Genomic DNA, 14665 nt, shown 5'->3' on the forward strand with positions numbered 1-14665 from the left:
TGTGCCGGGGGTTCCCCACAGGCGGATTCCTGCGTTTGGAGGAGTGGCGCAGGACCCCTAACGTCGCGTGTGCGAGCTCCCGATCTGTGCTCGGGGACCTGCGTGGGCGTGGATGTCAGACCCCCCATGGAACATGTGTACGACGACGACGATGGGGATCAGGTGACGATCGAGGAGCTCGAGTACGGCATGCCGTCCGGCGGCAGCCGTGGGGGCAACGCCGGCTACGACCGCACCCCGCCGCAGGACCTCGACGCCGAGCGCAGCGTCCTCGGCGGCATGATGATCTCGAAGGACGCGATCGCCGACGTCGTCGAGCAGATCCGCGGCACCGACTTCTACCGCCCGGCGCACGAGGTCGTGTACGACGCGATCATCGACCTGTACGGCCGCGGCGAACCCGCCGACGCCATCACGGTCGCGGACGAGCTGACCAAGCGCGGCGAGATCCAGCGCATCGGCGGCGCCCCGTACCTGCACACCCTCATCTCCTCGGTCCCCACCGCCGCCAACGCCGGCTACTACGCGCGGATCGTGCGGGAGCGCTCGGTGCTCCGCAAGCTGGTCGAGGCCGGCACACGCATCGTCCAGCTGGGCTACGGCACCGACGGCGGCGACGTCGACGAGATCGTCAACAACGCCCAGGCCGAGGTCTACGCGGTCACCGAGCGGCGCTCGTCGGAGGACTACCTGATCCTCGGCGACATCATCGGCGGCGCCGTCGACGAGATCGAGGCGGCCGGCCACCGCGGCGAGGGCATGATCGGCGTCCCCACGGGGTTCTCGGACCTCGACCGGCTCACCAACGGCCTGCACCCGGGCCAGATGATCGTGCTCGCCGCGCGCCCCGCCATCGGCAAGTCGACCATGGGCATCGACATCGTCCGGTCGGCGTCGATCAAGCACGGGCTCACGTCCGTCGTGTTCTCGCTCGAGATGAGCCGCAACGAGATCACCATGCGTCTGCTGTCGGCCGAGGCGCGCGTGCACCTGCAGAAGCTGCGCAACGGCCAGATGGGCGAGGACGACTGGGCCAAGATCGCCGCGACCATGGGCAAGATCTCCGAGGCGCCGCTGTTCATCGACGACTCGCCCAACATGTCGCTCATGGAGATCCGGGCCAAGTGCCGGCGGCTCAAGCAGAAGCACGACCTCAAGCTCGTGGTCATCGACTACCTGCAGCTGATGTCGTCCGGCAAGCGCGTCGAGTCCCGCCAGCAGGAGGTCTCGGAGTTCTCCCGGGCCCTGAAGCTGCTGGCCAAGGAGCTCGAGGTCCCGGTTATCGCCATCTCCCAGCTGAACCGTGGCGCCGAGCAGCGCACCGACAAGCGGCCGCAGATGAGCGACCTGCGTGAGTCGGGCTCGATCGAGCAGGACGCCGACATCGTGATCCTGCTGCACCGCGAGGACGCCTACGAGAAGGAGTCCCCCCGCGCGGGCGAGGCCGACGTCATCGTCGCCAAGCACCGAAACGGGCCGACCGACACGCTGGTCGTGGCATTCCAGGGGCACTACTCGCGCTTCGTGGACATGCAGGCCTGACGAGTTCCCAGGAGCGCGCCGTGAAGTTTCGCACCGTCGTCGAGCCACCCGAGCCCATGCGGGGGCTGGAAGTTCCGCCCGAGGTGGCAGCGGCGCTCGGCGGGGGCGCGCGGCCGCCTGTGACGATCACGGTCAACGGGCATTCCTGGAAGAGCCGCGTCGCCATCATGCGGGGCCGCCACCTGCTCGGCCTCAGCAACGCCAACCGACGGGCCGCGGGTGTCACGATCGGCGAGGAGGTCGAGGTCGAGCTGGAGCTGGACACCGAGCCCCGCGTCGTCGTCGAGCCGGAGGACTTCGCGCGAGCCCTGGACGACGACCCCGTCGCCCGTGCCGCGTACGACTCCCTGACCGACAGCCGCAAGCGCGAGCATGTGCGCGCCATCGAGAGCGCCAAGAAGCCTGAGACGCGCCGACGGCGTATCGACACAGCCATCGCCACCCTGCGGGGCTGACCCCGAGAGCAAAGCCTCCGGCGGCGATGTCATCGCCGCCGGACGCATCACGCTGCCCGACTCCTCGGCCCCACGTGGTGACCTGCATCGGTTGCTGAGCCCGTCTCTGTCACACCGTGCCGACGGCGAACGTCAGGGTGATGACAGCTCCCCAGGGAAGGAACCACCATGACCACCACGACCGAGACCACCGAAGGCTTCTCCGCCGCCGAGCGCGCCGCCATCAAGGACCGCGCCAAGGAAGTGCGCGCGACGGGCAAGAAGGCCGACGGGCTGAACGACCTGCTCGCGAAGGTCGCCGAGATGGAGGACGCGGACCGGGCCATGGCGGAGCGGCTGCACGTCCTCGTCACGGACGTCGCGCCGGACCTCGAGCCGAGGACCTGGTACGGCATGCCGGCCTACGCCAAGGACGGCAAGGTCCTGCTGTTCTTCAAGCCGGCGGCAAAGTTCAAGAACCGGTACTCGACGCTCGGCTTCAGCGACGTGGCGGCCCTCGACGACGGCCCGATGTGGCCTGCGGAGTTCGCCCTGGCCCGGCTGACCCCCGCCGCGGAGAAGCAGATCACGGCGCTCGTGACCCGCGCGATCGGATGAGCTCCGGACGCCGGGCGCCCGACGCTTCGCGGGCGCTCCGGGGGTGCGGTGAGTCAGCGGTGGCCGCCGCCGCACCACCGACCATCTGGATCGTGCGGTCGGCGGACGCGGTCGATGCCGTCCGCGGTTCGAGATCCGGGGCCGCATGCCGAACGGCGGGAGTCTTCCTGCTGCACCGCGAGGACGCCGACGAGATGGAGTGCTGCGTCATCTCCTTCGGATGATGACCTGCGCGCCCTGCGCCAGGCAGTCTGTCGGGCATGAGCCGTCGATCCCGAGTTCCGCGGACGCGTCCGGTCGACGGGAGGGCGTGAGATGGGTGCCGAGCGCGAGCGGGTGATGGCCTTCGGTCGGCTGGAGGACGGCTTGCTGCAGGCCAGCGACTGGTACCTGTGGGGGCCCTACCTGAGCGAGCGGCAGTGGGGCACTGTCCGTGAGGACTACAGCGCGGACGGCGAGGCCTGGGACCACTTCCCGCACGACCACGCGCGCTCGCGGGCGTACCGGTGGGGCGAGGACGGCATGGCCGGCTTCTGCGACGTCCAGCAGAGGCTCTGCCTGTCGCTGGCGCTCTGGAACGGTCGCGACCCGATCCTCAAGGAGCGGATGTTCGGCCTGACGGGGAACGAGGGCAACCACGGCGAGGACGTCAAGGAGTATTGGTGGTTCACCGACGCGCTGCCGAGCCACGCGCTCAATCGGTGGCGGTACCACTATCCGCAGCGGGGGTTCCCGTACGCCGACCTGGTGACGGAGAACGGCCGCCGGGGCAAGCACGAGCCCGAGTACGAGCTGCTGGACACCGGCGCGTTCGACGAGGACCGGTTCTGGGTGGTCGAGGTGGAGTACACCAAGGACGGCCCGCACGACGTTCTCATGACGGTCCAGGTCACCAATGCCGGTCCGGACACCGAGGTGCTGCACGTGCTGCCGACTGTCTGGTTCCGCAACACCTGGTCGTGGGAGCTGGACCAGCCTCGTCCTGGGCTGCGCGCCGGCGCCGGCGCGACGATCGAGATCGACCACCCCGAGTTCGGGGACCTGGAGCTCGTCGTCGGGCCGGGTCCCGACGGCTCCGCCCCGCCGCTGCTCTTCTGCGACAACGACACGAACGCGGCCATGCTCTTCGGTGCCGACGAGTCCCCGGCGTACCCGAAGGACGGCATCAACGACCACGTGCTGCACGGCGCGTCGACGGTCAACCCGGACGGAGCGGGGACCAAGGCGTCCGCGTGGTACCAGGTGGAGGTCCGGTCCCAGGACACCGTGGAGCTGCGTCTGCGCCTGCGCCCGCGTGGCGGTCCTGCCGGGGCCTTGGGCGCGTCGTTCGACCGGGTCACCGCGCTCCGCCGTGCGGAGGCCGACGAGTTCTACGCCGAGCTGACGCCCGCGGGAACCACCGCCGACGAGGCCCTCGTGATGCGCCAGGCATTCGCGGGCATGCTCTGGTCCAAGCAGCTGTACAACTACGACGTCGCGCGCTGGCTCGACGGGGACCCCGGGCAGCCACCGCCGCCGGAGTCGCGCAAGACCGGCCGCAACAGCCGGTGGCGCAACTTCGATGCTTTCGACATCTTGTCGATGCCCGACACGTGGGAGTACCCGTGGTTCGCGGCCTGGGACCTCGCGTTCCACTGCGTCGCGCTCGCGCACGTCGATCCGGCCTTCGCCAAGTACCAGCTGATCCTCATCTGCCGTGAGTGGTTCCAGCACCCCAGCGGCGCGCTGCCCGCGTACGAGTGGTCGTTCGACGACCTCAACCCGCCCGTCCAGGCGTGGGCAGCGCTCGAGGTGTTCTCCGTCGACGGCGGGACGGACCTCGACTTCCTCCGCCGCGTGTTCGACAAGCTGCTGGTCAACTTCACGTGGTGGATCAATCGTGAGGACTCCGACGGCTCCAACCTGTTCGAGGGAGGCTTCCTCGGTCTGGACAACATCGGTCCCATCGACCGCGACAAGCTGCCGGTGGCGGGCACGCTCGAGCAGTCCGACGCGACGGCCTGGATGGCCCTCTACTCGCTGCACATGGCCACGATGGCGCTGGTCCTGCACCGGCAGGGTGGCCAGCCGACGCAGGACCTCACCATCAAGTTCCTCGAGCACTACGCACTGATCAAGAACGCGCTCGACGACCAAGGGCTGTGGGACGAGACCGACGGGTTCTTCTACGACCGCATCGAGCTCGACGACGGCGAGCGCATCCCTGTGAAGGTGCGCTCGATGGTCGGTGTGCTGCCGGTGCTCGCGGGGGTCGTGATCGACGAGCCGCTGATCCGCCGCCTCGAGCTCCTCGGCAAGAGCTTCGCCGACCTGCTGGGCTCCGAGCCTCATCTCGCACCCGACGCCGGCATGATCCGCGGCACCCCGGGCGATCGTCGGATGCTGATCGGCGTGGTCGGCGTCGAGCGGATCGAGCGCCTGTTCCGGCGACTTTTCGACGAGGCGGAGTTCCTGTCGCCGTACGGCCTGCGTGCGGTCTCAGCCGCCCACCGGGAGCATCCGTACGTCCTCGACATCGGCGAGCTCAGGGCGAGCATCGACTACGAGCCCGCGGAGTCGACGACGGCGATGTTCGGCGGCAACTCGAACTGGCGAGGCCCGATCTGGTTCCCCCTGAACTACCTGCTGGTCAGCTCGATCGGCGTCTACGGCACGTTCTTCGGCGACGAGGTCCAGATCGAGTACCCGACCGGGTCCGGAGATCGCACGGGCCTCACGGAGATCGCCGACGACCTGCGGAGGCGGCTGATCTCGCTCTTCACCCTCGACGGCGACGGCCGACGACCCTGCTACGGGTACGTGAGCCAGTTCCGCGACAACCCCCGCTGGCAAGGGCTCGTGCAGTTCAACGAGTACTTCCACGGGGACGACGGCGCGGGCCTCGGAGCCACGCACCAGACCGGGTGGACGGGGGTCGTCGCGGACCTGATCCGCCGCCGGCCGGGCTCGGGCGTCGCCTCGCTGAGCGACCTCCTGCACAACATCGGGCTGGTGCCCGTCGACGACCGGCCCACGGGCGGCCTCCCGCCGGCCTGAGACCTCGAGAGCTCAGGCCCGACCCGACCGCTCGGCCAAGACCGTCGCGCGCGACTCCGGAACCCCCAGCATCAGCAGGCTCGTCAGGATCACCGCGGAGACGTCGAGCTCCGCCCCGGACAGGTCGTCGTCGTCGGCGATGGTGAACACCGCCGACCAGGCCGCCTGGCTGAGGACGCCCGCGGGGAGGTGTCGCCCGAACACCCCACTGTCCTGACCCCGTTCGACCAGGTCGGCAAGTGACTGCTCGACCTCTCCGAGAAGGGCGTGGATGCCCTCCCCGAACTCGCCGCGCCGGAGGACCACGAGCACCCGGTAGCGGTGGGTCAGCGGCCAGAGGCGGGCGATGAAGTCGGCCCACGCCACGTCGGCCGCCTTGCCGACCGGGGCATCATCGGCGAGGACCGCCGCGATCTCGCTCGCGGCGCGTCGCGCGAGTGCCACCAGGAGGTCGGACCGGGACGGGAAGTAGCCGTAGACGGTCCGTCGGACCACCCCGGCTGCCGAGGCCACGTCGCCCATGCTCGCGTCCGGGGTCGTCCCGAGGACCTCGATTGCCACGTCGAGGAGTCGCTCCCGGGTGTCGCCGCCGCGAGGCCCTGCGGTCTCGTTCTGCACAGTCCTGATGATTGCACACTGGTGTGCAATCGCCTATGTTGCACACCAGTGTGCAATTCGTGCACCGGAGCCGAAGGGGAGCGCACCATGACCGCATCCAGTCCTGCATCCGCCGACATCCGACCGTTCCGCGTCACGATCCCGGACGCGGAGGTCGACGACCTCAAGGAACGGCTTGCCAGGACCCGCTGGCCCGACCGGGAGACCGTCCGCGACTGGTCGCAGGGCGTCCCCGTGGAGAACGCCAGGTCCCTCGTCTCGTACTGGGAGCACGAGTACGACTGGCGTCGCTTCGAGTCCGGGCTCAACTCCTTCCCGCAGTTCCTGACCACGATCGACGGGCTCGACATCCACTTCCTCCACGTCAGGTCCCCGAACCCTGACGCTCTGCCCCTGGTCCTGACGCACGGATGGCCGACATCGATCGCCGACTTCCTGAGGTTGATCGGGCCGCTCACGGATCCGGTGGCGTTCGGAGGGGATGCCGCCGACTCCTTCGACGTCGTCATCCCGTCCCTCCCGGGATTCGGGTTCTCCGGCAAGCCGACCGACGCGGGATGGGACGTCACCCGCATCGCCCTGGCGTGGACGGAGCTCGTGCGCCGACTCGGCTACCGGTCCTGGTCGGCCCACGGCGGCGACTGGGGGGCGGCCGTCACCACGGCTCTCGGCGCGATGCAGCCCCAGGGTCTCCTCGGGATTCACCTGAGCACGCCGTACGCGTTCCCGGAGCACATCCCCGACACGCTGACTCCCGACGAGCGCGGCGCGGTGGACGGTCTCGCCCTCTACTCCGGCCCGCTCGGCGGGTCCAACCACCTGCAGGGCACGAAGCCGGAGACCGTCGGGTTCGCCCTGGCCGACTCGCCGGCCGGCCAGGCGGCCTGGATCTACGAGAAGTTCCAGTCCAAGACGGACAACCGCGGCCTCGCCGAGGACGCCCTCAGCACCGACACCATGCTGGACGCGATCTCGCTCGCCTGGTTCACCAACAGTGCTGCCTCGTCCGCCCGGATCTACTGGGAGAACCGCTCGGCGACCATGGCCGGTCCGACGCTCACGCTGCCGGTCGCCGTGACCGTCTTCCCGCGAGACATCCCCCGGTTGCCGAGAAGCTGGATCGAGGCCGCCTACAGCAACCTGATGCACGTCGGCGTCGCCGACAGGGGCGGACACTTCGCCGCTCTCGAGCAACCCGAGATCCTCGTCGACGAGCTCCGCACCGGCCTGCGGGGCCTCCGCGCGTGACGACACGGTTGGCTCCGGATGCAGGATTCTGCGTGGACTGCCGCAGCGGGGTCACCTCAGCAGAGAGGCGGTCAATCCGTCGACGAGGAACGCGCCGTAGTGCCGGACCGTCCACCCGCGCCGCAGAACGAGCAGCTCGTAGAGCTCGGGTGAGCTGTACGTCCACAGGACGTCGGCGGCAGTCTCCTGGTCGAGGCCCAGGCGCAGGTGCCCTGTCAGGCTCGCTGCGTTGTGGGTCATCCGTGCGAGGCGGGATCGATCCAGCTCCGCGCGGAGCTCGGCCATCGCCGGGTCGCCCGTCGACGCGTCCCGGACCAGCAGCAGGACGGGCGCGATTCGCGGTGCGACCTCGACCGTCAGCTCGCCCCAGCCCTGGATGATCGCGCGCGGGTCCTGCTCGGTCCTCTGCAGCTCGTCGGAGCGTTGCTCGGCGGGGACGGGTCCCGCGCCGGCGAGCGCCTGGTCGCACACGGCCCGCACGAGACCAGGCTTGCCGCCGAAGGCCTTGTAGATCGTCTCGGCCGACACGCCGGCCCGCGCCGCGATCGACGCGATGGTGGATCCCGCGTAGCCCGTCGACAGGAAGAGGTCGCGTGCGGCATCGACGATGGCCGACCGTGACCGGGCGGCCTGCGCCCGACGGCCGCTGGCGTCGTACCGGCGGGAGGTGGTGTTGACGGCTCAGTCCTTTCGTTCCATAGTGGTGTATCGAATATTCCGCACTGTAGTGGAACGCGGGCCCCAGCGCGCAGGACTGACCGTCACCCGCCAGACGCCCCTGAAAGCCGGACACGATGGAGTCTCAGACCCAGGTCCACGACGGAGCTGTCGAGTTCGTCCGTCGACTCTGTGCGGCCACCAACGCGCACGACGTCGAGGCGGTGGTCGACTGTTTCGCCGCCGACTATCGCAACGAGACACCGGCGCATCCCGAGCGCGGGTTCGTCGGTAGGGAGCAGGTCAGCAGGAACTGGTCACAGATCTTCGCCGCCGTCCCCGATGTCCACGCCCAGGTCCTGCGGCTCTCCGTCAGCGGCGACGTCATATGGACCGAGTGGGAGCACACCGGGACGCGGGTGGACGGCTCGCCTCATCTGATGCGCGGCGTGATCATCTTCGGAGTAACGGACGGGTGCGCGGGCTGGGCGCGGTTCTACCTCGAGCCGGTCCACGAGGGTCCGGGCGATGCCGACGAGGCCGTACGGCGACAGGTCCTCCCCGGAGTGTCGCGGTGATCCTGGTCGTCGGCGGCACAGGGAGGCTCGGCCGGCTCGTCGTGGATCGCCTGGTCGCGCGCGGTCTGCCCGTACGTGTCATGACCCGTGATCTTGCCCGGGCCCCGAAGACCACGGGCCGACCGGTCGAGCTCGTGCGTGGCGACGTCCGGGACCGGTCCTCACTGCATCGGGCCGTCGACGGCGCGAGCGTCGTGGTCTCGGCGATGCACGGCTTCCCCGGGACGCGTGATGCCGACCCGACCGCGATCGACCGCGACGGCAACATCGCCCTCGCCGACGTCGCACGGTCCGCCGACGCCGACCTCGTCCTGATGTCGGTGGTGGGCGCCTCGGCCGACCACCCGATGGAGCTGTTCCGCATGAAGCACGCTGCAGAGGCACATGCATCCTCCCTGGGAGCACCCGTGACGATCCTGCGGTCCACCGCCTTCCTCGAGCTGTGGATCGACATCCTGCGGCGGACGGCGAGCCGGTCCGGTCGACCGGTCGTCTTCGGCCGCGGAGCCAACCCGATCGGCTTCGTCTCCGTCGTCGATGTCGCGTCGATCGTGGACCGTGCGGTGACTGACGCCTCCGTCCGCGGCCGCACGCTGGAGATCGTCGGCCCGGAGTGCTTGACCATGAACGAGCTCGCCGCCCTCATCCAGTCCGCGGACGGACGTGCACGCCCACCGCGGCACGCTCCCCGGGCGACGCTCGCCTTCGCCGCGGGAACGTTGGGCAGGGTCCGACCGTCCATCGGGCGGCAGCTGCGAGCGGCCCTGGCCATGGACGAGCTCGATCTGGGCACCGCGCCCAGCGCCCTTCCCCCTGGGTACCCCTCGCCTGCCACGACGGCAGCCATCTGCCTGACCGGACCGTCCGTAGCCGGGCGCGACCGCCCGAGCCCGGTGGGCGGCGACGCCCGACCGCAGGTGTAGCCGGCGGGTGCGGCCGAGCTCACGCGCGGTGCGTGGCCAGACCGACGACGGAGGTGGCGGCGGGCGTCGGACGCCCCGTGTGGACGCCTCGCGGAGCGCGTGCAAGCGTCGGAGCCATGAATGACCAGCCGGTCGCTGCGGCCCTGTACGGCTACCTCAGCTATCAGGACGCTCCCGGAGCCATCACGTGGCTCGAGGCACTCGGCTTCCGGGTCGTCAGTCGCCAGGACGGGAGTGACGGCACGGTGCAGCACGCCGAGCTGCGGCTCGATCGTGCGATCGTGATGGTGGCGAGCTTCGACCAGAGCTACGAGACACCAGGGCTGCACGACAGATCGGTGGGGCGCGGCTTCTACCTGCACACCGATCGAGTGGACGACCTGTACGACAGGGCGCTCGCGGCGGGCGGCCGGCCGGTGTTCCCCCCCGAGGACACCGAGTGGGGTTCGCGCCGCGCGCGGGTGCTCGACCCCGGCGGACACGAGTGGTCGTTCGGCACCTACGAGCCCGGACTCGCCTGGTAGCGGAGCGCGGCGAGGGGCACTGGCTCGAGCACGTCGCCCACCGTGGCCCGGTAGGCCCGGGCCGGGCCCGGGTCCTGCTGCAGTCCGGTCCGGACCGTCCTCAGCACCTCGCGTCCGGGGCCGGTCAGCCCGAGCAGCCGCTCGACGGCCGCCCCGATCTGCGCGACGGACGCGTCGTTCGGGTCGAGCGCCTCGCCGACGCCGGCGCGCTCGATCGCCGCAGCGCCGGCGAACTGGTCGGTGGAGAAGGGCAGGACCAGCATCGGGGTGGCGGTGGCCGCGGCCTCGGTGACGGAGTTGTTGCCGCCGTGGGTCACGGCGAGGACGGCGTCGTGCAGCAGGCGCACCTGAGGGAGGTACTCCCGGACCAGCCAGCTCGCCGGCACGTCGCCCAGGTCCGCGACCGGAGTCACGCCGGTGGCGACGGCCGCCCGCAGGCCCGCGCCACGCAGGGCGGCGGTCACCCGGGCCAGGACGTCCCCGCGGACCGACAGGAAGCTGCCGAAGCTCACGTAGACGAAGGGCTCGGGGTCGCGGAGCCAGGCCTCGACCTGGGGGTCGACCGGTTCCCGGCGCAGTGCGGCACCCAGGTACCGGTGCGGCGGCAGCGACCGGCCCGGCGTGGCGAGCTCGGCGGGGTAGTTGTAGAGCACGAGCGGCCCGTGCAGCGCGAAGGCGTCGGCGACGGCGGGCGCACCCCGGTCGAGCACCTCGGCGGCCTCGTTCCACTGGGCCGTGAAGCGGTCGGCGACCTGCCTGCACAGCAGCTCGAGACGGTCGAGCTCGGCCGGGTCGGGACGGAACGCGGCGGGCCACAGCGGCGGGCGGCCGTACACCTCGTCGCCGACCGGCAGCGCCGTCGGGTGCCCGAGCACCACGTCCGCGTGGGCGACCCCGCCGGTCGTCAGCGCCAGCCGTGCGCTGTAGGCCAGGTGGTCGACGACGACGTGGTCCGGACGGACGCTGTCGATCACCGCGAGCGTGGCGCGTGCCTTCTCGACGGGCTGCCACATCAGGTCGACCAGGCGTTCGCTCGCCTGGTAGGTCAGGGTCGGGATCATCCCCCGGCGTGTGGCGTCGAAGAAGCCCTGGAGAGAGGCGCCCTCGTCCGGGGGCTGCTCGCCGGCCCGGATCACGCCGGGGTTCGACCCGCGGCCGAGCGGGAGCTCGACCCGCTCGAAGCCGAACGAGTCCACCAGCCCGGCGGTGGCGCGTCCGGAGGCCACGACCACCCGCTCGCCCGCCTCCCGCCACGCGGTGGCGAGGGTGGCGAGCGGGAGCAGGTGCGACGCGTAGTCCGGCGCGATGACGAGCAGGGTCATCCGGCGGCGGCCAGGTCCGAGCGTGCCGCGCGCTCGTCGTCGGCGACCGTCGTGTAGATCTCCGCCAGCGTCGTCGCCATGCGGCCGATCGTGAATCGCGTCTCGACCGTGCGCCGGGAGCGCTCTGCCCGGCGGTCGTCCGTCTCGGCGAGCGACGAGTCCAACGCGGCCGACGCCGCCGACGCCAGGCGGTCGGCGTCGACGGTGCGCGTGAGGTACCCGGTCACGCCGTCCTCGACGTAGGTCGCCGGGCCGCCCGTGTCGGGTGCGACGACGAGCAGACCTGCGCCCATCGCCTCGAGGAGCGCGATCCCGAACTCCTCCTTGAGGCTCGCACACACGTAGATCCCGCCCGGCGCGCTCAACCCGGGCAGTCCGGCCCGGGTCGATGCCAGCCAACGGGCGACCACGTCGTTGGGGCGGTGGCCGGTAAGGAGAAGCCCGGCTGCGGGCCGTCGGTCGGCGGGGACCTGGGCGTCGATCCGGTCCAGCTGGTCGCGTTCGTCGGCGGACGGGTGGTCGAGCGCGCCGCCCACGATCACCAGGTTCGCGCGTTCGCGGAGCCCGTCCGTCGCCCACGCCTCGACGAGGGTTGCCATGCCCTTGACGCGGTGGAGGCGGCCGACGCTGACGATCAGCGGCAGCTCGCGACGCTCGACCGGCAGCGTCCCGACCAGCCTGCGCAGCTCGGCGACGGCCTCCGACGGCGCCGCGCCTCCGGCGTGCGCCACCGCGTCGGCCGTCGCGGCGTCGATGACCGTGAGGTCGACGCCCTCGGGGACGATCGTGTGCCGTTCGGGATGGGCCGTGATGTCGATGCCGACGAGCGTGCGCAGGTCACGCCCGAGGTCGGGCCGGGGGAAGAGGACGGTGTGCGACGCGTTGGCGGCGAGCCGCTGCACGAGCCGGGACCGGAACCAGTAGTGCTCGCGCTCGTCGGCCTCGCCGAAGTTCTCCCGGGTCAGCTGCCCCGCCAGGTCGAGGGACTGGATCCCCGCCTGCGGGTCGGGTGCCACGCTGAAGACGACCGGGATGTCGAGCTCGCGGGCGATGTCGGCGGCGGCCAGGCTGCCCACGTCCGCCATGCGCAGGTGCAGGGCGTCCACGCCGCCCGCGGCCCGCAGGAGCCGCCGGATGCCGCGACGGGCCGCGACCCGCGCGGGCCATGCCGACGCCGCGGGGACCGGCTCCGGGAGCAGGGGGACACGGCCGTAGCGGTGGCCGTCGCGGTCCAGGCCGTCGAGGTCGGCGAGCGCCTCCGCCTCCGAGCCGCGGGACATCGTCAGGACGCGGTCCACGCGGGTGCCACCGGGTGCGACGAGCGCGTCACCCAGCCGGACCAGCAGCGTGGCGATCCCGCCGTTGTCCCCGGCGCCCGCCGCCGTGAGCCGTGCGTCGATGTCGGCGTGGAGGAACAGCTGACCGATCGTCAGCCCGGACCTCGAGCGGCGTCGCCGACCGGAGGCCGCCAGGTCGAGGTCGGCGATGGCGAGCCGGGCGACCTGGGCGAGGTGACCGTCGCCCCAGGACAGGCGGCCGAGGAGGTCCAGCGCCGCGCCGGTCGCCGGTCGCTCGCCCAGGGCGGCCACTGCCGCGGCGCGCACCCCGAGGTCCTCGCCGTCGTCGGCCGCGACGGCGAGCAGGGGTCGGCCGGCGATCGGGTGCTGGACCAGCCCGAGGGTCTCGACGAGCCGGGTGCGCGCACCTCGGTCGGAGGCGCCGACCAGGGCGCCCTCGACCCCGACGGCGAGGAGCTCCGGGCTGCGGGAACCCCACTGCTCGAGCGTGCGCTGCGCCAGCATCCCGCCGAACCCTCCGTCGGCGACCATCGTGACGAGCCTGCCGACGGCGCCCGCCCGCGGCAGCCCCGCTCCGAGCACCCACGCGGCGTGCTCACGCACGAACCGCCGGTCGTCGGAGAGGCTGCCCTCGAGGGCCCGCGCCGCCTCGTCGTCGACGACCGTGCCGAGCGCGTGCAGCGCCGCGACGACCACCAGCTGATCGGCGTCCTCGACGGCGCCTCGCAGCACCCGGACGGTGCGGATACCGGGGTCGCGGCTGCTCTCGAAGGTCAGGGCGTCGGCGCGCTGCAGGGCGTCGACGATCCGTTCGGCCGAACGCACGGCGTCCAGCGAGGTCTGGATTCCCACGCAGGTCTCCCTCGATCCCTCGGGTGCGGCGGTAGCGACGCCGTCGCCCCTCCTTCGGGGTGAGTGGCGTCCGTGGATGCACCTGGTCCGACCGCGTCGTCGACTGGTGGTGCCCGGGCTGCCGCCAAGATGCTCAGCATGCTGAGGGTAGGCATGCTGGAGCCATGTCAGCGACCGGAGCGATCCTTTCCGACCGACCCAGGACGGCCGACCGCACCCGGCAGGTCTGCGTGCTGGTCGGCGCGGTGGTGGCCGTCGTGGGTGCCGCGGCGGGCTCCGGGGCCTTCGGGGGCCAGGCCGTCGCGGACGCGGCCGGCGGAGCCCTGTCGGCGACCGCGACACCCGTGGCGCCGGCCACGCCGGCCTTCTCCATCTGGTCGGTGATCTATCTGGGCCTGGCCGTCGTCGCGGTCGCCCAGGCCGTGCCCCGGCAGGCGACCAACCCTCGTCTGCGAGCCACCGCATGGTGGGTGCTCGCCTCGATGCTCCTCAACGCGCTCTGGATCGGTGTGGTGCAGCGCGGATCGCTCGTCGGCTCGGTCCTGGTCATCGTCGGCCTGCTCGCGGTCCTCTGCGTCCTGTTCGTCGCGCTGGTCGCCGCCCCTCCGCGCGGGGTCGTCGACGTGACGACCGACGTGACGGTCGGCCTGTACCTGGGGTGGGTGAGCGTCGCCGCGCTGGCCAACGTCGCGGCGTTCCTGGCGCACGCCGGCGTCGGTGACCTGGTGCTGGGTGCCACGGCGTGGTCGGTGGTCCTGCTCGCCGGCGCGGCGGCCCTCTCCCTCGCGTACGCCACGTACGGCCGTGGCCGCCCGACGGTGATCGTGCCGGTGGGGTTGGCGATGGCGTGGGGCCTGGCCTGGATCAGCATCGGGCGTTCTCAGGGACCGTTGGAGAACGGTACGGTCGCGCTCGCGGCCGGCGTCGCGAGCGGCGTGGCGCTCATCGGCTGCGTCGTGGCCGCGGCCCTCGGTCGGCGCTCCCGCGGCTGACGCGGCCGAGGCTCGTGCTCGGA

Annotated in this window: 13 protein-coding genes; 9 read left to right on the forward strand and 4 right to left on the reverse strand. The window is 71.6% G+C overall.

Annotated elements, in window-relative coordinates:
• The first annotated feature begins 162 nt into the window (after positions 1–162).
• From dnaB to AC1DWH_RS11745, 4 genes are all read left to right on the forward strand, one after another.
• Positions 163–1542 carry a replicative DNA helicase gene (gene dnaB, locus AC1DWH_RS11730; protein WP_477093814.1) on the forward strand — a complete coding sequence of 460 codons (1380 nt, stop codon included), beginning with the start codon at positions 163–165 and terminating at the stop codon, positions 1540–1542.
• A 20-nt stretch (positions 1543–1562) separates the two neighbouring features.
• The gene (locus AC1DWH_RS11735) at positions 1563–1997 is read left to right on the forward strand and encodes a YdeI/OmpD-associated family protein (protein ID WP_477093815.1); all 435 of its coding nucleotides are present in this window, start codon (positions 1563–1565) and stop codon (positions 1995–1997) included.
• A gap of 168 nt (positions 1998–2165) precedes the next feature.
• Entirely contained in the window at positions 2166–2594 is a 429-nt protein-coding gene (locus tag AC1DWH_RS11740; RefSeq protein ID WP_477093816.1) for an iron chaperone, read from the forward strand.
• Between the two features lie 315 nt (positions 2595–2909).
• Positions 2910–5630: an MGH1-like glycoside hydrolase domain-containing protein gene (locus tag AC1DWH_RS11745; protein WP_477093817.1), complete on the forward strand. Its 2721-nt coding sequence runs from the start codon at positions 2910–2912 to the stop codon at positions 5628–5630.
• A 12-nt stretch (positions 5631–5642) separates the two neighbouring features.
• Here AC1DWH_RS11745 and AC1DWH_RS11750 read toward each other — a convergent pair whose 3' ends face one another.
• Complete coding sequence (locus AC1DWH_RS11750; protein ID WP_477093818.1) at positions 5643–6191, reverse strand: TetR/AcrR family transcriptional regulator; 549 nt, start codon at positions 6189–6191, stop codon at positions 5643–5645.
• 144 nt (positions 6192–6335) lie between these two features.
• Here AC1DWH_RS11750 and AC1DWH_RS11755 point away from each other — a divergent pair, with 144 nt between their 5' ends.
• Positions 6336–7496 (forward strand): epoxide hydrolase family protein, encoded by a 1161-nt coding sequence (locus tag AC1DWH_RS11755; protein WP_477093819.1) that lies wholly within the window; start codon positions 6336–6338, stop codon positions 7494–7496.
• Positions 7497–7547: 51 nt separating this feature from the next.
• On the opposite strand, the gene AC1DWH_RS11760 is transcribed toward AC1DWH_RS11755, so the two are convergent.
• Entirely contained in the window at positions 7548–8105 is a 558-nt protein-coding gene (locus tag AC1DWH_RS11760; protein WP_477093968.1) for a TetR/AcrR family transcriptional regulator, read from the reverse strand.
• 185 nt (positions 8106–8290) lie between these two features.
• Here AC1DWH_RS11760 and AC1DWH_RS11765 point away from each other — a divergent pair, with 185 nt between their 5' ends.
• The 3 genes from AC1DWH_RS11765 to AC1DWH_RS11775 all read left to right on the forward strand — a co-directional run bounded on the left by AC1DWH_RS11765 (position 8291) and on the right by AC1DWH_RS11775 (position 10178).
• Positions 8291–8731, forward strand: a complete 441-nt coding sequence (locus tag AC1DWH_RS11765; RefSeq protein ID WP_477093820.1) for a nuclear transport factor 2 family protein — start codon at positions 8291–8293, stop codon at positions 8729–8731.
• Positions 8728–9654, forward strand: a complete 927-nt coding sequence (locus AC1DWH_RS11770) for an SDR family oxidoreductase (protein ID WP_477093821.1) — start codon at positions 8728–8730, stop codon at positions 9652–9654. Before AC1DWH_RS11765 ends, AC1DWH_RS11770 begins: the two co-directional genes overlap by 4 nt.
• Positions 9655–9770: 116 nt before the next feature.
• The gene (locus AC1DWH_RS11775) at positions 9771–10178 is read left to right on the forward strand and encodes a VOC family protein (RefSeq protein WP_477093822.1); all 408 of its coding nucleotides are present in this window, start codon (positions 9771–9773) and stop codon (positions 10176–10178) included.
• Here AC1DWH_RS11775 and AC1DWH_RS11780 read toward each other — a convergent pair.
• Positions 10154–11500 (reverse strand): nucleotide disphospho-sugar-binding domain-containing protein, encoded by a 1347-nt coding sequence (locus AC1DWH_RS11780; RefSeq protein ID WP_477093823.1) that lies wholly within the window; start codon positions 11498–11500, stop codon positions 10154–10156. The two genes, AC1DWH_RS11775 and AC1DWH_RS11780, sit on opposite strands and share 25 nt — an antisense overlap.
• Complete coding sequence (locus AC1DWH_RS11785) at positions 11497–13650, reverse strand: glycosyltransferase (protein ID WP_477093824.1); 2154 nt, start codon at positions 13648–13650, stop codon at positions 11497–11499. Before AC1DWH_RS11785 ends, AC1DWH_RS11780 begins: the two co-directional genes overlap by 4 nt.
• A 164-nt stretch (positions 13651–13814) precedes the next feature.
• Between AC1DWH_RS11785 and AC1DWH_RS11790 the strand changes: the two genes are divergently transcribed.
• Positions 13815–14642, forward strand: coding sequence for a tryptophan-rich sensory protein (locus tag AC1DWH_RS11790; RefSeq protein ID WP_477093825.1), 828 nt, complete (start codon positions 13815–13817; stop codon positions 14640–14642).
• Positions 14643–14665 lie beyond the last annotated feature (23 nt).

The sequence above is a fragment of the Cellulomonas sp. P2_F12 genome, from assembly GCF_056403775.1.